18 protein-coding genes and 1 pseudogene are annotated in these 17,574 nt (G+C 61.4%); 4 read left to right on the forward strand and 15 right to left on the reverse strand.

What is annotated here, in order from left to right; translation table 11 throughout:
- Position 1: 1 nt before the first annotated feature.
- Positions 2–682 carry a TetR/AcrR family transcriptional regulator gene (locus tag H9L41_RS16375; protein WP_028444717.1) on the reverse strand — a complete coding sequence of 227 codons (681 nt, stop codon included), beginning with the start codon at positions 680–682 and terminating at the stop codon, positions 2–4.
- A gap of 445 nt (positions 683–1,127) precedes the next feature.
- Positions 1,128–2,945 (reverse strand): translational GTPase TypA, encoded by a 1,818-nt coding sequence (typA, locus tag H9L41_RS16380; protein WP_028444718.1) that lies wholly within the window; start codon positions 2,943–2,945, stop codon positions 1,128–1,130.
- A gap of 456 nt (positions 2,946–3,401) precedes the next feature.
- On the opposite strand from typA, the pseudogene H9L41_RS16385 reads away from it, so the two are divergent.
- A pseudogene (locus H9L41_RS16385) lies at positions 3,402–4,820 on the forward strand (DEAD/DEAH box helicase); the annotation flags it as partial.
- A gap of 485 nt (positions 4,821–5,305) precedes the next feature.
- Here the strand turns inward: H9L41_RS16385 and H9L41_RS16390 are convergent.
- Positions 5,306–5,719, reverse strand: a complete 414-nt coding sequence (locus tag H9L41_RS16390) for a hypothetical protein (protein WP_157461806.1) — start codon at positions 5,717–5,719, stop codon at positions 5,306–5,308.
- A 631-nt stretch (positions 5,720–6,350) separates the two neighbouring features.
- Positions 6,351–7,064: a hypothetical protein gene (locus tag H9L41_RS16395; protein WP_028444721.1), complete on the reverse strand. Its 714-nt coding sequence runs from the start codon at positions 7,062–7,064 to the stop codon at positions 6,351–6,353.
- Between the two features lie 197 nt (positions 7,065–7,261).
- On the opposite strand from H9L41_RS16395, the gene H9L41_RS16400 reads away from it, so the two are divergent.
- Complete coding sequence (locus H9L41_RS16400; RefSeq protein ID WP_028444722.1) at positions 7,262–7,732, forward strand: MarR family winged helix-turn-helix transcriptional regulator; 471 nt, start codon at positions 7,262–7,264, stop codon at positions 7,730–7,732.
- A gap of 24 nt (positions 7,733–7,756) precedes the next feature.
- Complete coding sequence (locus H9L41_RS16405) at positions 7,757–8,161, forward strand: DUF1398 family protein (protein ID WP_028444723.1); 405 nt, start codon at positions 7,757–7,759, stop codon at positions 8,159–8,161.
- Positions 8,162–8,295: 134 nt separating this feature from the next.
- Here H9L41_RS16405 and H9L41_RS16410 read toward each other — a convergent pair whose 3' ends face one another.
- Positions 8,296–8,748: a hypothetical protein gene (locus H9L41_RS16410; RefSeq protein WP_034605903.1), complete on the reverse strand. Its 453-nt coding sequence runs from the start codon at positions 8,746–8,748 to the stop codon at positions 8,296–8,298.
- Positions 8,749–9,388: 640 nt separating this feature from the next.
- Here H9L41_RS16410 and H9L41_RS16415 point away from each other — a divergent pair.
- Positions 9,389–10,603, forward strand: a complete 1,215-nt coding sequence (locus H9L41_RS16415) for a tyrosine-type recombinase/integrase (RefSeq protein WP_084299763.1) — start codon at positions 9,389–9,391, stop codon at positions 10,601–10,603.
- 445 nt (positions 10,604–11,048) lie between these two features.
- Here H9L41_RS16415 and H9L41_RS16420 read toward each other — a convergent pair whose 3' ends face one another.
- The 10 genes from H9L41_RS16420 to H9L41_RS16465 all read right to left on the reverse strand — a co-directional run bounded on the left by H9L41_RS16420 (position 11,049) and on the right by H9L41_RS16465 (position 17,520).
- Complete coding sequence (locus H9L41_RS16420) at positions 11,049–11,834, reverse strand: tetratricopeptide repeat protein (protein ID WP_157461808.1); 786 nt, start codon at positions 11,832–11,834, stop codon at positions 11,049–11,051.
- 311 nt (positions 11,835–12,145) lie between these two features.
- A complete protein-coding gene (locus H9L41_RS16425; protein ID WP_157461810.1) occupies positions 12,146–12,610 on the reverse strand; it encodes a hypothetical protein in 465 nt (154 codons plus the stop codon).
- A gap of 11 nt (positions 12,611–12,621) precedes the next feature.
- Complete coding sequence (locus H9L41_RS16430; protein ID WP_028444727.1) at positions 12,622–12,915, reverse strand: hypothetical protein; 294 nt, start codon at positions 12,913–12,915, stop codon at positions 12,622–12,624.
- 79 nt (positions 12,916–12,994) lie between these two features.
- Positions 12,995–14,626: a DNA sulfur modification protein DndB gene (locus H9L41_RS16435; protein WP_084299765.1), complete on the reverse strand. Its 1,632-nt coding sequence runs from the start codon at positions 14,624–14,626 to the stop codon at positions 12,995–12,997.
- A 624-nt stretch (positions 14,627–15,250) separates the two neighbouring features.
- The gene (locus tag H9L41_RS16440) at positions 15,251–15,643 is read right to left on the reverse strand and encodes a hypothetical protein (protein WP_157461812.1); all 393 of its coding nucleotides are present in this window, start codon (positions 15,641–15,643) and stop codon (positions 15,251–15,253) included.
- A complete protein-coding gene (locus H9L41_RS16445) occupies positions 15,640–15,870 on the reverse strand; it encodes a hypothetical protein (protein ID WP_157461814.1) in 231 nt (76 codons plus the stop codon). The genes H9L41_RS16440 and H9L41_RS16445 overlap by 4 nt, the downstream gene beginning before the upstream one ends.
- Positions 15,870–16,535, reverse strand: a complete 666-nt coding sequence (locus tag H9L41_RS16450; protein WP_028444729.1) for a hypothetical protein — start codon at positions 16,533–16,535, stop codon at positions 15,870–15,872. Before H9L41_RS16450 ends, H9L41_RS16445 begins: the two co-directional genes overlap by 1 nt.
- On the reverse strand, positions 16,532–16,861 hold the full coding sequence (locus tag H9L41_RS16455; protein WP_157461815.1) for a hypothetical protein: 330 nt from the start codon (positions 16,859–16,861) through the stop codon (positions 16,532–16,534). Before H9L41_RS16455 ends, H9L41_RS16450 begins: the two co-directional genes overlap by 4 nt.
- Before the next feature lie 238 nt (positions 16,862–17,099).
- The gene (locus H9L41_RS16460) at positions 17,100–17,315 is read right to left on the reverse strand and encodes a hypothetical protein (RefSeq protein ID WP_028444730.1); all 216 of its coding nucleotides are present in this window, start codon (positions 17,313–17,315) and stop codon (positions 17,100–17,102) included.
- A gap of 1 nt (position 17,316) precedes the next feature.
- Positions 17,317–17,520, reverse strand: coding sequence for a hypothetical protein (locus H9L41_RS16465; protein ID WP_028444731.1), 204 nt, complete (start codon positions 17,518–17,520; stop codon positions 17,317–17,319).
- Between the last annotated feature and the right edge of the window lie 54 nt (positions 17,521–17,574).

The raw sequence follows: 17,574 nt of genomic DNA on the forward strand, positions 1-17,574 counted from the left end.
TTCAGAGCGGGTTGTCCGTGCCCTTTGCGGTGGCCGGCGCGGTGAGGCCGGCCACGACGAAGGGCACGAGGTAGGTGGCGATCAGGCGCGGGTCGCGCGCGTTGACCACCGGATCGGTTACGAACAGGCGCAGGATGTTGTTGCCGGCGAAAGCGTTGAAGATCGCCGAGAAGGCGAAGTTCAGCCGCCACTGCAATTCGGTGCCGTCGAGCCCCGGCAGCGCCTGCGCGGTGGCGCGGGCGTAGCGGGCGACCAGTTCCTCGTAATGCTTGGGCAGCGCCTCGCGCAGTACCGGATGGGCCTCGATGAAGGTGCGGCTCAAGAGCCGCACGAAGATCACGCCGCCGCGCTTGGGGTCGTGCGCGATATCGAGCGCGGCATCCATGAAGGCCTGCACGATCGCGGTCACCGACAGCGCCCGGCCCGCGGCAGCCGCCTCGAGCTGATCGAGGTTGTGGACCGCCAGCTGGGTCAGCGGCGTCAGCCGCCGCGTGAACACGCCCTGGAACAGCGCGTCCTTGCTGCCGAAGTGGTAGTTCACCGCGGCGAGGTTGACCTCGGCGCGCTGGGTGATCATCCGCATCGAGGTGGCTTCGAAGCCGTGCTCGACGAACAGCGCCTCGGCCGCGTCGAGGATTCGCGTGGCCGTGTCGAGCTGCCGTGCTTCGCCTATTCCAGTCATCGGGGTATACGTTCCTGCGCCGCGATCGAGCGGCCTGCCTGGCAAAGGTGCAAGCATAGCCGAATCAATCAAACGGTTGTTTGAAACATACGTCCCAATGAATCTCCAGTCAAGCAAGCGCTCGATTGTGCAATGCAGCATGTGGCCTTGTAGCTGCAGGGTTGTGGATGCGGTGTCGGGCCGGTTTCCGAGGCAACTACCGAACCGCCGGCGAGACTGGCCGCAGGGATGGACTTCGTAGGAGCGGCTTCAGCCGCGAATGGTGGACGCAGCGCCGAACCGTGGCCGCTCACCCATTCCCGATTGCTCGGCCATTCGCGGCTGAAGCCGCTCCTACAGGCGCCCTCCCCGATGGCGTCACCCGGATACACGCGGCCCGGCCGCGCCCCAAAACAAAAACGGCAGCCCGAAGGCTGCCGTTTCCCTGTGACACCGAAGCGATCGATCAGGCCTCGGCCGTGCGCATGGCGCGCTTGCGGTCGTGCTCGTTCAGGTGGCGCTTGCGGATGCGGATGCTCTGCGGGGTGATCTCGACCAGCTCGTCGTCGTCGATGAACTCGACCGCCGATTCCAGCGTCAGCTTGATCGGCGGGGTCAGGCGCACCGCTTCGTCGGTGCCCGAGGCGCGCACGTTGGTCAGCTTCTTGCCCTTGATCGGGTTGACGATCAGGTCGTTGTCGCGGCTATGGATGCCGATGATCATGCCCTCGTACAGCTTGTCGCCGGGGCTGACGAACATGCGGCCGCGGTCTTCCAGGTTCCACAGCGCGTAGGCCACCGCCTCGCCGTTCTCCTGCGAGATCAGCACGCCGTTGTGGCGGCCCGGCAGGTCGGCCTTGACCGGACCGTAGTCGTCGAACACGTGGCTCATCAGGCCGGTGCCGCGCGTCATGGTCATGAAGTCGGACTGGAAGCCGATCAGGCCGCGGGCCGGGATGCGGTACTCGAGGCGGGTGCGGCCCTGGCCGTCCGACTCCATATTGGTCAGCTCGCCGCGACGGCGGCCGATCTCTTCCATGATGCCGCCCTGGTGCTCGTCCTCGAGGTCGATGGTCAGGTTCTCGTAGGGTTCGCACTTCTCGCCATTGATTTCCTTGTACACCACGCGCGGCTTGGCCACGGCCATCTCGAAGCCTTCGCGGCGCATGTTCTCGAGCAGGATGGTGAGGTGCAGTTCGCCGCGGCCGGAGACGCGGAACACGTCGGCGTCGCCGGTGTCCTCCACGCGCAGCGCGACGTTGGTCAGCAGCTCCTTGGTCAGGCGGTCGCGGATCTGGCGCGAGGTGACGAACTTGCCCTCGGTACCGGCCAGCGGCGAGGAGTTCACCATGAAGTCCATGGTCAGCGTCGGCTCGTCGACCATCAGCATCGGCAGGCCGACCGGGTTTTCCTTGTCGCAGATGGTGACGCCGATCCCGATGTCCTCGAGACCCGACACGATGATGATGTCGCCGGCTTCGGCTTCTTCCACCGGCACGCGGTCCAGACCCTGGAAGCCCAGCACCTGGTTGATGCGGCCGCTGGCGACCTGGTCGCCATGGTTCATCACCACCACCTGCTGACCCGGCTTGATGCGGCCGTTGAGCACGCGGCCGACGCCGAGGCGGCCGGTGTAGGTCGAGTAGTCGAGCGCGGCGAGCTGCAGCTGCAGCGGCGCATCGGGGCTGCCCGGCGGGGTCGGCACGTGCTTGAGCACGGTCTCGAACAGCGCGCGCATGTCGGTCGTCTCTTCCGACAGGTCGAGCTTGGCGAAGCCGTTCAGGCCCGAGGCATAGATGATCGGGAAGTCGAGCTGCTCGTCGGTGGCGCCGAGCTTGTCGAACAGGTCGAAGGTCTGGTCCACCACCCAGTCGGGCCGCGCACCGGGGCGGTCGACCTTGTTGATGACCACGATCGGGCGCAGGCCGAGCGCCAGCGCCTTCTTGGTGACGAAGCGGGTCTGCGGCATCGGACCTTCGACCGCATCGACCAGCAGCAGCACGCCGTCGACCATGCCGAGCACGCGCTCGACCTCGCCGCCGAAGTCGGCGTGGCCGGGGGTGTCGACGATATTGATATGGGTGCCTTCGTAGTCGATCGCGGTATTCTTGGCCAGGATCGTGATGCCGCGTTCCTTTTCCAGGTCGTTCGAGTCCATCACGCGTTCATCGACCTGCTGGTTGTCGCGGAATGTGCCGGATTGGCGCAGCAGTTGGTCGACCAGGGTCGTCTTGCCGTGGTCAACGTGGGCGATGATGGCGATGTTGCGTAGCGCGCGGCTCATGGTGGAAACCTAGGTATCGATTCGGGAAACGCGAGATTTTAGCATGCCGAGGCTAGGCCACCGTACAAAGTCTTCGTAAAGTCTTTGTGTTTTTCGTTTGTTTTCAGGATAATGCGCGCCGTCGCATCGCAATCGTGATTCGACGTCATCGATACCTGACCTCCGCGCCGCTGCAGTCTCACCGTCTTGGCGCTTCTTCCGGTTAGCGTCGATGCTGGCGCTGCCGATCCAGCAATACCGCCGCCCCACTGGCCGGCCCTGCTGATCCCAGCTTTCGTGCCCCGAACGGGCTGTTTTATCAGTACGACGACGAATATCCGCGCTCGCCGCGCTACGGCTTGTCAGGCCGTGGGCCCAGCAATGGGGCTTAAGTTTCTGTCTTGGCGGCATGCTCGGGTTTCGTTTCCGCATCCAATTCCGCTCGTCGGACGGATGCATCCAACCTAGGAAACCGCTTTGACTCAAGTCACCTTCGCCGACCTCGGCCTTGCCCAACCCATTCTCAACGCCCTGACCGCCGCCGGCTATACCGAGCCGACCCCCGTCCAGGCCGCTGCGATCCCGGTTCTGCAAGCCCGTCGTGACGTGATGGCCTCGGCCGCCACGGGCACCGGCAAGACCGCCGCCTTCATGTTGCCGGCGCTCAACTTCCTGACCGAGAAATCCGAAAAGCCGGGCCGCGGCCCGCGCATCCTGGTGCTGTCGCCGACCCGCGAGCTGGCCGCCCAGATCAAGACCGCCACCGAGAACTACGGCAAGCAGATCAAGTACGCCAAGGTCGTCAGCATCGTCGGCGGCATGCCCTACCCGCTGCAGATCAAGCTCCTGGCCAACCCGTTCGAGATCCTGGTCGCCACCCCGGGCCGCCTGATCGACCTGATGGAGCGCGGCCGCATTGACCTGTCGCGCCTCGAGATGCTGGTGCTCGACGAAGCCGACCGCATGCTGGACCTCGGCTTCCGCGACGACATCGCCACCATCGCCGCCAAGCTGCCGAAGGAACGCGTGACCGCGCTGTTCTCGGCCACGCTGGACGGCGACATCGCCACCATCGCCCAGTCGCTGCTGAACGACCCCGAACGCATCGAGATCGCTCCGCCGGCCCGCCGCCAGGAACAGATCGTCGAGAAGCTGCACTACGCCGACGACATCACCCACAAGGCCAAGCTGCTGGATCGCATCCTCGAGGACGACACGGTCGGCCAGGCCATCATCTTCATCGCCACCAAGGTCGACGCCGGCGACCTCGCCGACCGCCTGCTGGGCCAGGGCAAGAAGGCCGCCGCGCTGCACGGCGACATGCAGCAGCGCGAGCGCACCCGCACGCTGGCCCGCCTCAAGAGCGGCGAGATCGACGTGCTGGTCGCCACCGACGTGGCCGCCCGCGGCATCGACGTGGCCGGCATCACCCACGTGGTGAACTTCGACCTGCCCAAGTTCGCCGAGGACTACGTGCACCGCATCGGCCGCACCGGCCGCGCCGGCCGCGAAGGCATCGCCATCTCCTTCGCCGCCAAGCACGAAGTGCCGGCGCTGCGCCGCATCGAGAAGTTCATCGGCCGCAAGCTGAACCCGTACAAGCTCGACGGCCTGGAAGCGCGCTTCGAGCCGCGTCCGAGCAACGGCAGCCGCTTCGGCGACAAGCGCGACGGCGGCCGCAAGTTCGGCGATCGTCCGCAGCGCGACACCAAGCGCTTCGACGAGCGCAAGCCCTACGGCGAGAAGTCGTATGGCGAGAAGAGCTACGGCGACCGTCCGCAGGGCGATCGCCCGCAAGGCGACCGTCCGATGGGCGAGCGCAAGACCTGGGGCGAGAAGCCGGCCGGCGAGCGCAAGGCCTGGGGCGACCGCAAGCCTGCTGGCGAACGCGATTTCAACCGCAAGCCGGCCGCGGCCGGCGGCAAGCCGCGCGGCGAGAAGCCGAACTGGGACGAAGTCCAGCCGGACTTCAACACCGCCAACGCCGGCGGCAACAACCAGCCCCCGCGCAAGCGCCAGTTCAAGGGCCTCGAAGCCGACGCCACCGTCTACTTCGAACAGCCGCAGCTGACGCTGCACGGCGGCAACGCCGGCGAAGGCCGCCGCCGCCAGGCCCGTCCCGACGGCAACGGCAACAGCTACGGGAATGGCAACGGCAAGCGCCAAGGCCGCCCGGGCAATCGCCAACCCTGGTGATCGCACTGCGCCGCCCATGAAAAAGCCGCCCGATGGGCGGCTTTTTCATGCTTGCCCGCATCGACACGACGACGGCGCAGCATCTGCAACCCGCCGCCGCCGCGAGCCACTCAAGGCCCGCCGGCGCCCCCGCCGAAGCGGGCGGGCGTCAGCGGTGGCGACAGGCTCGGGACGGGATCAGGCGCCTACAGGCATTTCAGGTCCTCGACCACCACCTTGCCGATCAGCTCGCTCCGATCACGCGCGATCTGCTTGAACGAGGCCTGCAGCTTCGAGCGATCGCCGCCCTTGTAGGCCATCACCGTAGCCGGCGCGCTGCCGAGCGCCGTGCCGTTGGCGCTGTAGAACCGGGCATTCATCGTCAAAAGGGTCTTGCACGATTTGGGATAGGTCACGAAACCGGTCAGGGCGAACCGGTCGTCGAGAACCGCCTGCAGTTTCAGGTCTTCCAGCTTCGCCACATTCGACACGGCGGGGCTGACCTCGATCTGCATGCCCTGGAAACCGTTCCGCACCGAGGTGCGAAGATCATTGAGCCCATCGCGGGCAGCACAACCGAACATGAAACAAATCGGCAACAGCAATAAAGCCTTTTTCATCAGATTTTCCTCATATTTTAAAATACTCGATGAGCCATCGATTTCAGCCGCCAGCCGATGCGGCGGCATTGCACGAGTCGGAACAGCCAGATCGAAGATTCAATTTGCCGACCGCGCGGTCCAATCGATCCGTCATTGTCAGCGGCATGGGATTTAACAGCCGGCAAGCCAGGCGTCAAGCCGACAGAAATACAAGGAAAGGCCTGACCGAACCGGATTGGTCGAACGACAGACCGGTGCGGGAAATGTCGGCAGATTTGCCTTTTGTCCTGGTCGCACAAGGCCGGGAACAGGATTGAGCGCGTGAGAATGGCGATCGCCGGCCCATGGCCACCATGGAAAAATAGACAGCCCTCGGCAAGTCCATTCATTATCTCGGGGAATATTACCCAGGAAAGCACGGTATTTCAGCGGATATCGGGGCAACCATATTCCTATTGCGATACCGCCCGGTTTTCGATCGAATCCGGGGATTCGCGCGAATCCTGAATATATCAATCGGGCGATGGATCGATATATTCATCCTCACTGCCGGCAATACGGGACAGGCTCCCGGCATCCGGAGTCCGTTGCCGTCGATTACGATTTTCTACGGCATGGCACGGGAAAGGGCTCGGCCCTGCTGCACCGCTTACAGCAGCAGGACCTCCGCACCGCTCGGCACCTGCACCCGCAGCGCCTCGTCGAAGCCGTCCTTGCCGTCGAAATGCTTGCAGTACACCGTTTCGTCCGCGTCATTGCGGGATTTGGCGTCGGCCGTCACCGTCGCTTCCGGCACATCGCCGCGCAGCAGCACGATCGCCATGCCGGCCGCCCTGCCGCAGACCGACACGCTATGGATATCGGGCGCGAACAGCCGCAGGAACCAGGGCACCTGCGCCCTGACCTGCTGGCCGCTGGCCACCACCTGCCGCATCCGGCCTACCGTCCAGGCATCGTCGGCCACCGTGGGCAACAGCACCACCGAGGCCTGGCTGGTGCCCTTCTTGCGGTTCAGCAGGAAGTCGCCGTTCTCGGCGGCGATGCGCTCGTCGACCGGGACCACGACGATCCAGCCGGCCCGCACCGGGAGCGGCAAGGTCTCGCGCTCGCTGGCCAGGGAGATGCGCACGTCGCTCAAGGGCGGCGTGCCGTCCTTGGCCCGCAGCCGCAGCGCGAAGGCGATCTGCCCGCCGCTGGCGTCGCGCACCCGCTTGGCCGCCTCGTAGACCTTGCGATAGGGCAGCAGGGCCACCGGGTGCGCCGTCACGTCGATCTGCGCCGCCTCGACCGGCTCTTCGGCCGCTGCCGGGCCGATCGCGAGCAGGGCCAGACCCAGCCCGACCGACCATCTGATTGGGTTCATGTCTTCATCCTCGAAAGGGAGGCAAAGCGTACGGCAACCCCTGACCCGTGCCAATCCGCCTCCGGCCGACGGTCCGGTCACCCGAAGTCCTGCCGCCCCCGGCCGTTGACAATAGTTTCCTAGGAAACTAAATTACCGGCATCGCCGCCGGCCGCCCAGGCAACGGTGCTTTCCACCCTGCCCCGCAAGGATTCCGCATGTCCGCCACGCCTCCGCCGACACCGGTCAGCGAGCTCGAAGACCATCTCGGCTACTGGCTGCGCTTCGTCTCCAACCATGTCTCGCACGCCTTCCGCCGCAAGGTCGAGGCGGCCGGCGTCACGGTGTCGGAATGGGTGGCGCTGCGCGCGCTGTACCGGGCAGAAATCGACACGCCGGGCGCGCTGGCGCAGGCGATCGGCATGAGCAAGGGCGCGGTGTCCAAGCTGCTCGACCGGCTCGAGGCCAAGGGCTTGGCGGCGCGCACGGTCAACCCGGCCGACCGGCGCCAGCACGCCGTCGCGCTGACGCCGGCCGGCCACGCGCTGGTGCCGCGGCTGGCCGAACTGGCCGACCGCAACGACGCCGAATTCTTCGGCCACCTGCCCGGGCCGGTGCGCGCCGAGCTGGCGGCGACCATGCAGGACATCGTCCGGCACCGGCAGCTGAAGACCATCCCGCTCGACTGAGCGCCCCACCCCAGGAGCAGACCCATGCAGCAAGACACGACGGCGCAGGCCGCCATTGAGGACTACGCCCGGCGATCGCACGCCGGCACGATCGATTTCGGCTCGGTGGTACGGGGGCTGGCGGCGGCCGGCGTAGCGTCCTACCACGCCGACTACCGCCGCCGCGAGACGGCCTACTACCTCGCCGACGACACGGTGCACGCGCTGCACCTGCCGGCGCCGGACATCGCGATCGCCGACGGTTTCAACGCCGAAGCGGTCGCCGCCGCCGTACGCGGCGCCCAGCGCGGCGAGGTGGCCTACCCCGACTTCATGCGGCTCACCATGGCGGCCGGCTGCGTCGGCTACCTGGTCTGGATCGACGGCCGTCAGGTGCAATATTTCGGGCGGCGCGGCGAGATCCATGTCGAGCATTTCCCGCAACGCTAGCGAGACACTCGGTATGGCAAGCCCGGGCGCGCCGGATCGACGACGCGCGCCGACGGAAAAGCCCACCGTCGCAGGTGGGCTTTTCCGGGTCTAGCGGCGGCAGGATTCGAACATCGGCGACCTGCGCCGGGCGCTCATTGCGCCGGAACGACGGTGCGCGCCGGGTCCGGCGACGCGGCGGGTTGCGCCTGGACCGCCGCCGCGGGCGGCAGGGTCAGATGAAACGTCTGCTGGACCGCATCGCGCACGTCTTCGGCAGGGGCACGACCTGCGCTCGCCCTCGCCGTCATGTCCCTCGCCACGGCCCGGCCGGTACTCGTACCGAAAGGCTGCCCGTCTCGTGCAAGCGTGGCGGCGTAGAGGAGATCGCCGTCCAGCTGTTTCTCCAGCAGATATGTCGCATCACCGGCCCGGCCGGCGCGGAGCTGATGCAGGACGGCGATCTTCATCACGATGTCGGCCTCCGCCCGCAGGCGCACGCCGGGTTCCCTGAATTGCGTGCCGAAGTCGAGCCAGAACCACGACGCACTCGCCGCCCCGAGGACGAGAGAAGCCAAGACGCTCAATGCAACCCAGCGCCGCTTCATGGCATCACCCGGCATCGGAAACAAGCGTGGCGAAAACCGGGCGCCCGAACGGCCGGAAAACCGGGCATGTATCTGTTATTCATCATGAATTTCTGCTGGTGAGGACTGAAGGAAAGTCGTAATCATGCAGCGGCCAACAAAGAGCAGAACGCGGTTTTTCGGGTCTTCCTGACAGCTCAGCCATTGATCGATATGAAATCGTACTTTCAATATTTGAGCCGTCCTGCCCGAAATTTAATATGTGCAGCCAGCCGCTCGGTCATGCCACCCAATATCCACGCCAGTTTATCACGATGTCATATCAATAAAACGCATGGCTCAAGACAAAGAAAAAGCCCGCCATGAATGACGGGCTTTTCCATCGCTAACGGTACGGGACATCAGGCTGGATCGAGCCTGACGCCCTTCCCGCACTTAGCTGAACTCAGGCCACGCTGACCGTATCCGCAAGATCCTGATAATCCTTGATCTCGTTGAAGTTCATTCAGCGGTATACGTTTCCACGACAGTCCACCGCCATCCATGAAACCAAGTAGTATCAACGCCTTCACTGCTTAACGTTTCCACGCCCATCCACTACAATCCACGCCCATCCACACATTTTGGGGGTATCCGCGGGGTACTCACGGGGCATCTGGGCATGGCACTGACGGACACGAAGCTGCGGCAGCTCAAGCCGACTGACAAGGACACAAAGCTCGCCGACGCCGGAGGCCTCTATCTGCTGCATACCAAAGCAGGTGCAAAGCTCTGGCGCCTGAAGTATCGCCTGAACGGCCGCGAGGGCGTGTTTGCGATTGGCGCCTACCCCGAAATATCGCTGGCTGATGCGCGAATCGAGCGAGATAGAGCGAAGGCTCTGATCAAGCAGGGCAAGAATCCGACAACCGAGCGTAAACTCGATCGGCTTGTGCGCGCAGAAATGGCCAGCCATACGTTCGAAGCAGTGGCACGGGAACTGATCCAGAAATTGGAGGCTCAAGGAAAGACCAAGTCCGCGAAAGACGGCCTTTATCACCTTGAGCGCCACGTGTTTCCAGATTTGGGAAATGTCCCATTTGCAGATATTAAAACATCGGCCATCAAGGTGATACTGGATCGCCTTGAAAAGAGAGGAACACTTGTCACAGCTTCTCGGGTAAGAAGCTTCGCCGGCCAGGTCTTTCGCTATGGCATTATTCAAGAGCTGCGCCCTGATGATCCGACATTTCCACTTCGCCGCTATATACAGACACCGCAGCCTGCACATAAGCGGGTCGTCGCATCCCCGCCAGAGCTATATAAGGCAATACTCCAATACAGAGGCCATCCATCGATCGTCATTGCCGCGCAAGTATTGATGCTGGTGGCGTCCCGCACCAAAGAGGTTCGGTTCATGGAGAAGACTGAACTACGACTAGACGAAGGCATTTGGGTTATACCAGCAGCCAAGATGAAGATGCGCCGTATTCATGTAGTACCACTCGCACCTCCTGTAGTTGAACTACTAAGAAAAGCGATCGAACTTTCATTGCAGACTTCACCCAACAGTCGCTACGTATTCCCGATCCTTAGAAGCAGTGGCACTGGAGAAGTAATCAGCGAGTCAACGATAAATAAAATGCTATATGCACTCGGAGGTGAAACATCAGGACATGGTTTTCGGACGACATTCTCTACACATATGCATGAACTGCAATGGCCTACAGATTGGATCGATGCGCAACTGGCCCATAAAAAGAAAGATAAAAGCCACACAGCATATAATCACGCCCTCCATTTAAATGAGCGTAGAAATATGATGAAGTGCTGGGCAGCTTGGATCACGGGGGCGACCACTACGCTACCCATCCCACCTTTTGCTTACCAAGAGTAACTGCAAAAACTCCGGATATTGACTGCCCGACAATCAACCTTCGGCAGGGTTCGCCGGCCCAGCCTGCAGTTTTTCTACATAGCGGGCAACCTCCGCGAAGGCCACCTCAGCATCAACTATTGCTTTTTTCGCATTAACTTCCGAGAAGTTGGTACTAAGGCGATAGTCTGCTAACACACGCGCAGCCTTGAGCCGACCCAGCGCTTCAGCAATAAGGCGAGCTTCGGTTCGCCCACTGCCAAGCCCCTAGATGCTCTATGGTACTCACCAATAAGTTTCTCGTGCGCACTAGCGCAGCGCTGGTCATGCTGCGTTATCGGAAGCGCATTGGTCGCACAGTGAAATAGTGCATAATAGGCCCTACTGGCCACGTTACGACAACTAACTTCACCCCCATTTAAATCTAGCGACTTCGCAAGTTCTAGAATATCCTGTGCGCAGCAACTCATACGTGCCCCGGCGTAAATCCAACACCTATTGCGTCATAATGGCGGTCGTCCGGCCAAACCTCGAAGACCGCCTCATCCAACAGCCTTTGCAGGCCAATTGCCTGAGCGACATTCAATTCAGGAGTATCTATATTCAACCGTATACTTTCAAGTCCCTCATACTCCACCACATCACAACTCCAAGCAGTGTCCCAAACATCCTGTTCGCGCAATATTTTGGCTGCAGAAATACACAGCGCGCGAATCTCTCCGTCTTTGACATCTTGTTTGTTTAGCAAATACTCGGCCCTACGGATACGAAGGGCCTCCCCAGCCGAAGCTTGGTTGTCGTTATTTTTCATCATCGCAAGCAATTCGTCGGCCCGAGCAACGGAGCGCGGTAAATCTCCCGCCTGCAATGCAACAAACATGGCGTAGCGCACAAATGTAGGATCGCCGGGTGCTCCAGTCACTGCCTTGTCAATCTGTTCGAGCGCGCCATCAACGTCATGAAGGAGGCCACATAACATCGCGTAATTAAAATAATAAGCACTAAGGTCTTCGCGACTTTGTACGTGCTGACGAGCGACGCGGTAGTGATCGTGCGCAGACTCTTCCCTACCATCCAAAGCCTCCAATAAACCGAGGCATGTATGCGCGCCATATGGATCAGCCTTCATTGCCGCCTTGGCATCCGTACGAATACGATTCTTAAAAAATAGATCAGGACGCTCACTACCCACAACCGCTTTATTTAAGCGCTCCATAGTTGCGTGAAGTGCATTGGCAGCTGGAACAGACACGGAAATCCCTTTAAATAACGCGTTTAAAGAACGTCCATCTCGTAAAGATGGAGCCGTCCTATTCTAAGGATACAGCTGTAACGATAGTACAGAAACCGTCAAGGATACATCACCCAAGCGGAGGAACCATCCGCCAGCCGACAGAACGCCGGCTGTCCTAACGACTCGACATGGCATCGGTGGCCGCACCGGTAGGCATGAACGCTCTTTCACACTACCAGTTCCATGAACGCCCGTCAGCCGACGCCGACGCCGGCGAGACGCTATCGCTACACTTGAGTTCTCGCAACCAGCTTAAATCACTAGCCCTGTTATTTCGCCGGGTCAAAAACAGTGAAATAGGTCTTACTGTCCCACCACATGACACCACAGCGAACCAGATAGCCGTCTTCCTTACGTGTCACCTCGACGGGGAAGCGACCACGGCACTCGGTCGCACGCAGCTGGTTGATGCCGTCGATGCCGAGCTGCTGTAACTCGCCAGTGATCAGCCAACGGGGATAGGTCGCGCCGTTGATGTAGTAAAGACGCTCGGCGCCCCCCACCACTATCATAGCCACTGATACCCACCATACCGCCTGAACGATCCCTGACACGACCCGTAGCGTCTTGTTGATCGACGTCCGTCCGCGCGCGGCAAGGCCCGGCGCCATCATGAGGAAGCCAGCGGCGAGAGGTACGGCCGCGGCCGACCAAGTGCGCGACAGCACGGCAAGCACCACGGCAGCCGATATCCAAAAGGCGACCGCAACCTGTTGAAAGGTAGGGCGTTTCAAGTATCTCCCCTTCATGATCTTTGAGCCGGCAGGGCGGCCGTCGTATCGCCGGCGCCCCCCGCCGACGTGGCTATCGACACCAGTTCAGCATAGTGATCAAACGCCGGTCTGATCTTGCCGTTGATGTGGCGGACGTGGACATTGAGCTGCTGCTTCGAATAGCCATACCGTGCGGCCGCTGTCGCCTGCGGATCTCCAAGCACCAGGTGATCATGCAGCGCGCGCTGCATGTTCTCGCTGGTGATGCGCGTCACGCTCAGCATGGCAGTCAACATCTCGGCGGTCAGCCGGTCGGTAGGTTGCATCTGCTACACTTTTCCTTCCTATCGATGTCCTCGATAGCGTGGGGCGCCGGCGTCGGAACCGGCGCTCCACACCTCCACGCTACGCGGCGAGCCGCACCTCAAGCTCACGCATCTCAATGGTCAGCGGCACGTTGGCCAGGGTCAGCAGCTTCGCCGCGGTGCTCTTCACCCCGTCGGCCGTCTTCTGCATTTTTCCGAGCACGACGCAGCGGTTGGCCCACATCAGCGATTCCTTGCGCGGGTCGACCTTGGCCAAGGCCTCGAGTCGTTCCCAAAGCGCGATCTCGGGTCGAATGATGCCCTCTTCCGGGGTGCCGTGGCTCATGATGTAACCGGTGAACATCGCGCGCCTGGCGAACACGGCCAGCGCCTCCAGCCACACCGCGTGACCGATGACGAACCCTTCCCGCACATCGTAAGCGGCGACGCTGCCGTCGACCATGCTGGACCACTGGGGGATGTGGGTCCGGCATGCAGCGAAGAACTGAACCAGGAACTCGTCGATCTGCCGGAGTTGGCTCAACTCGACCTGGTCGACGTTCTGCTCGGTGACGCCGGTAAGGATGGACAGGAATTTCTTGATCGCGATCAGACTCCACAGCTTGTGCGATTTGACACCGACGCTCGAATTCTCCGCATCGACACGCGCGCCGACGTCGGGCAGCAAGGCCAGCACCGAGAACACCCAGGCATTGAACGGGTTCCGGCGGTCGTACAGGGCGTTGATCGCCGACGACGGCTTGACCTGCTTACCATTGATGTCGGCGAACATCTGCTGGGACCGCTCGAGGCCTTGGTCGAAGAAGATGGTCACCGTGATCGTCTCGTCGCGCAGCGACGGCCGCCGCGCCAGCGCCGCCTCGATGCCCTTCCGGCGGTGCTGCCCGTCGTTGATCAGGATCGTCGCTTCCATGGGGATATGCAGCAGCCCAATGCGCCCTGCCCCGCCTGGTACCGCCACCGCCTCGAAGCTCATCTCCGCCGATACGCTGGCGGTGATCGCCGGCAGCACGTAGTCCGATGGATTTTCGACCAGGTAGTCGCCGATCGCCTCGGCGCGGCGCTCGTTGAGGATCCGCTGGGCGCGCAGCTGCGCCGGCACGACGTCGTCGTCGTTGAAAGTAAACAGCTTCACCAGCGCACTGTACGGTACTTGCGCGGCGTAGTACGCCCGGCCAGCCTGCAGGCCGGCTACGGCGGGGAAGCTATAGGTGAACTGGCTGCGCTCGGCCGCCAGGTCGGCCTTGACGGCCCGCACGCGTGCCCTGCTCTCCGCCAGCTCAATCTGGTTCACCATCGCGGCCTCGAGTTCGTCCTGTGCCCGGGTCCCATACCGCTCGCGCAGCTGCTCCATCTGCAGGCCCAACGCCTCGAGTGCCCAGCCGATTTCTTCGTCGCTTTCCGGCTTACCGCCGCGCCAGCCTGGATGGAGCACGCTCTTCATCGTCTGGGTCGCGAAGTCGTCAAATCGATCCGTCATGAAGCTCTCGGCCAACTGGGCATGGACGCTGCCCTTGGCCAGCGTCTGCTCGCTTTCGATCGCCCCAAAGTGCACCTTGAGGCCGCGAGCGTGGTTGTACTTGTTGTATTCGTCGGCCTTGTTGTGCGCGTGATAGGCCTGAGCATGTGTGGAGACGATTTCGCCCTGCTGCACCTGGTGGCCACCGGGTGTGTAAGAAAGGCAGGTTGCGATGACGTAATGCTTTGCCATGTTGATGTCCTCGTTGAAAGTACGCCCTGGTGTCGGAATGGGCGCGATGGCGAATCGCCATAGGTCAATCCTGCGCCATCCATGACAACGAAGTCAATAGTTATCTATTTACCTCAAAAATGCGGCTGGCGACCTGCCAAGTCGAAACTCTCGACAAACGACCGGTCTGCGATGTGGTAACGCGCGCGTTGTATGACGGGAAAGGCCGTGTTGGCCCCGGGATCGGAAATCGGAAACCTGCGGAAAATCGCCCCGCCTCGGTGTCGTAGGCTTGGGTCTCGTTCAACCGCCAAGGAGACCGCCATGGTCGCGAAGAAAGCTCGGCTCAACGTTCCCGGTTATCCAGCTATCGATGTGGAATACGTATTGGGTAACAACCACCCACCGCTACGCCTCCCCATGCCGATGGGCCTCGAGCGTGCCCAACCAAGTCGGGACTATGACTGTGAGCTTCGTGCAGACAGGCCCCTTCCCGGCCTCGGGAAGCTTTCAGTTGAGACAGAGCAAGGGGCTACTTCTCAATCTACGTGACAGGTGCCGGCCAGGACGGTCCTACCTATTGGTGCTCTGGAGTCGCGACGATGTAGTAGGCCGCCACCCGACTTGGCCGGACATCATCCGATGTCAGCGAGGTCGGGTGGCGGGATTTGTTGGATAGGTCATAGGCCCAATTCCATCATGCGGGTCCGAGTGGAATGCGCAGACGAGCGACATCATGTAGGCGATACCGGCCATCTTGTGCTCGTGCTTCGGTGCCCAAGACTTTAGGTGGGCGCGAACGCACGTGTTCAGGTCGGACGGTGCCGCATCATCATCGAAGCCCAGCAAGAACTTCAGGCGACCTGGTGGCATTGAATGGCCGAAAAACAGCGCCTCCAGTATGTCCTTGTAGACGTTGCGGCCACTGCGGAAATCTTCGGGGATGTTTTCCCAGGCTGGCAGCAGCCGATCGGTGCCGAATGCCTCTTCCAGCTGCGACACCGATGCAAGATCAGCCCGGCTCAATGTATATGTCATGGCATCACCTCCATTTCTTCACTTTCGAATAGGTCGCTTTGCTCCATGCGCTGATCGATCCAGTGCATGCATGCCTTCAAGTTGGCCTCGACATGGCATTCCTGACCCAGTCCGACATGCCAACGCCCCAGGTAGCCTGGTCGATAGGCTGGATTGATATAGACGGCGAAGCCACGATATTCGTATTCGCCACGCCCGCGACGCGTACATACATGCTGAATGACCATTAGGCATCTCTATCTTGGATGACGGCCACCGCCGACTCGGCAGATACGAATCTCCACGCGTCCATCACGGCGGCCAATCGCTCTATCGCGAGATCCTTGTTTCGATCACACATCAGCTCGTACATCGCCAGGGTCTTGCTCAGCCAGAGTGCTTGATCGGCGGCGCCATTCCCACACGGCTGCCGGACCACCTCAAATAACTGAATCGCACGCGTCCTTGCCATCGTGTGCTGGTGCCACGCGAATGCCAACAGCTGGCCCAGATTCATCATCCCACCGTCCAGTTTGAAGCCAGCCTCCTCTACGTCACGCAGGTCGTAGTGATTCAAGGACCAAATGCCTGGTACACCTGCTGGTCGCGCAGCAAGGTCTCGTCGTAGCGCATGAGCGAACCTATCCAATACATGCCAGTCATGAGTGTGCTGATAGTTGCGATTGATGTCGTCTCGGATCTCTTCAAGGCTAGTGGCAACAGCCTCCGCTAACGCGTTGTAATCCGCGTGCATCAGGTCGAAATTTCGCTGATAACGGACAGCTTCCTTCCGTTCGATTTCCAGACACTTGTCCATAGAATTACATTCTCGACAAAACCAATACACCGCCAGGAACAAAACGGCGCCGAGTACGACGTTTCCTGCAATGGAAATCCACAACAGAACGCTCACCGGCTTGCCTCCTTGCCGTGTGCAGATGACGGATCTAACGTCCTGCGTACTAAATCCGTGTCACGAGCCTGCTTTGATCGTTCGTTGGCCGCGCGCTGTGCCGCTATTGCACGGAGCTGCAGGACCTGAAGCTCACCATTGGTTGGCGTGCGATTAAGCAGTAAAGCGTCGCGAAGCGTCGTAGCAGCGAGCGGCCCCGCATCTTGCGAGCGGCGAATAGCGTCTGCAATGTCCGACGTTGATGCCGTTTTGTCGCCGTATATAGTTAAACCGACAATGGCAATCATACCCACGAAAATTACAAGAATTTTAGCGATATAACTCACATCTACCCCTTCTTGATTTTTGTTCGGCCTGGATGGTGAGCAATACAGTAACTAATCAACCACCCGGTCGAACCCAGCTCCGCGGCGTCGTCGAGTAATCGCTGTTGCTGAACCGACGCCAAATGATGTTCGACAAAAGCGCGATAACGATGAACGCAATGGCCACGTAGCTGAATCGATCAGCAATGTCATCCAAAGAAAGACCGTATGTCGAATGGCATTTGGCCCAGTTGAACCCTTAGCCATCAAGTGCCCCCTGCGTATCCACCGACGCTTCCAGTTGTTCGACCCGAGCAATTTCATCCTCGAGCGATGCAGCGGTAACCCGCGCACCTGGAACAGCCGGCTCGCCGCGCAGCGAGGCGAACAGCGGCGCGGAGAATCCTGCGAAGAGTGCCGGATCGTCGACCTCGAAGACGACGGTCAAGTACCGCGGCTTGATCGGCTGCACCATTTCAGCTGCTCCCCTTGAGCACTGCGCGGTCCAGGAGATCGAGCACTGCCTGGTTGGGTACCATTGCGACGGGCAACCTGCCGTCCCCGCTCTCTTGGGCGGCGATGGCAAGGACCTGGTGCCATGCGGCCGACGAGAGCTGCAACAGGACGATATTGCCGTCCAGCTCGAGGAGCGCCGCGGCGCGTGTGAAAGTGGAAGACATCAGTGAATTCCCTTGGTCAGAGCGAACATCTAGGCCAACATGGCAGAGTATCTG

The sequence above is a fragment of the Chitinimonas koreensis genome (assembly GCF_014353015.1).
GTDB classification, from domain to species: domain Bacteria; phylum Pseudomonadota; class Gammaproteobacteria; order Burkholderiales; family Chitinimonadaceae; genus Chitinimonas; species Chitinimonas koreensis.

Excerpts from the sequence above, each read along its gene's own strand:
- H9L41_RS16410 (WP_034605903.1), bottom strand. The coding sequence starts at position 8,748 with ATGAAGCGGCGCTGGGTTGCATTGAGCGTCTTGGCTTCTCTCGTCCTC.
- typA (WP_028444718.1), bottom strand. The coding sequence starts at position 2,945 with ATGAGCCGCGCGCTACGCAACATCGCCATCATCGCCCACGTTGACCAC.
- H9L41_RS16460 (WP_028444730.1), bottom strand. The coding sequence starts at position 17,315 with ATGGTGCAGCCGATCAAGCCGCGGTACTTGACCGTCGTCTTCGAGGTC.
- H9L41_RS16445 (WP_157461814.1), bottom strand. The coding sequence starts at position 15,870 with ATGGTCATTCAGCATGTATGTACGCGTCGCGGGCGTGGCGAATACGAA.
- H9L41_RS16395 (WP_028444721.1), bottom strand. The coding sequence starts at position 7,064 with ATGAACCCAATCAGATGGTCGGTCGGGCTGGGTCTGGCCCTGCTCGCG.
- H9L41_RS16430 (WP_028444727.1), bottom strand. The coding sequence starts at position 12,915 with ATGCAACCTACCGACCGGCTGACCGCCGAGATGTTGACTGCCATGCTG.
- H9L41_RS16415 (WP_084299763.1), top strand. The coding sequence starts at position 9,389 with ATGGCACTGACGGACACGAAGCTGCGGCAGCTCAAGCCGACTGACAAG.
- H9L41_RS16435 (WP_084299765.1), bottom strand. The coding sequence starts at position 14,626 with ATGGCAAAGCATTACGTCATCGCAACCTGCCTTTCTTACACACCCGGT.
- H9L41_RS16375 (WP_028444717.1), bottom strand. The coding sequence starts at position 682 with ATGACTGGAATAGGCGAAGCACGGCAGCTCGACACGGCCACGCGAATC.
- H9L41_RS16390 (WP_157461806.1), bottom strand. The coding sequence starts at position 5,719 with ATGAAAAAGGCTTTATTGCTGTTGCCGATTTGTTTCATGTTCGGTTGT.
- H9L41_RS16400 (WP_028444722.1), top strand. The coding sequence starts at position 7,262 with ATGTCCGCCACGCCTCCGCCGACACCGGTCAGCGAGCTCGAAGACCAT.
- H9L41_RS16465 (WP_028444731.1), bottom strand. The coding sequence starts at position 17,520 with ATGTCTTCCACTTTCACACGCGCCGCGGCGCTCCTCGAGCTGGACGGC.
- H9L41_RS16405 (WP_028444723.1), top strand. The coding sequence starts at position 7,757 with ATGCAGCAAGACACGACGGCGCAGGCCGCCATTGAGGACTACGCCCGG.
- H9L41_RS16440 (WP_157461812.1), bottom strand. The coding sequence starts at position 15,643 with ATGACATATACATTGAGCCGGGCTGATCTTGCATCGGTGTCGCAGCTG.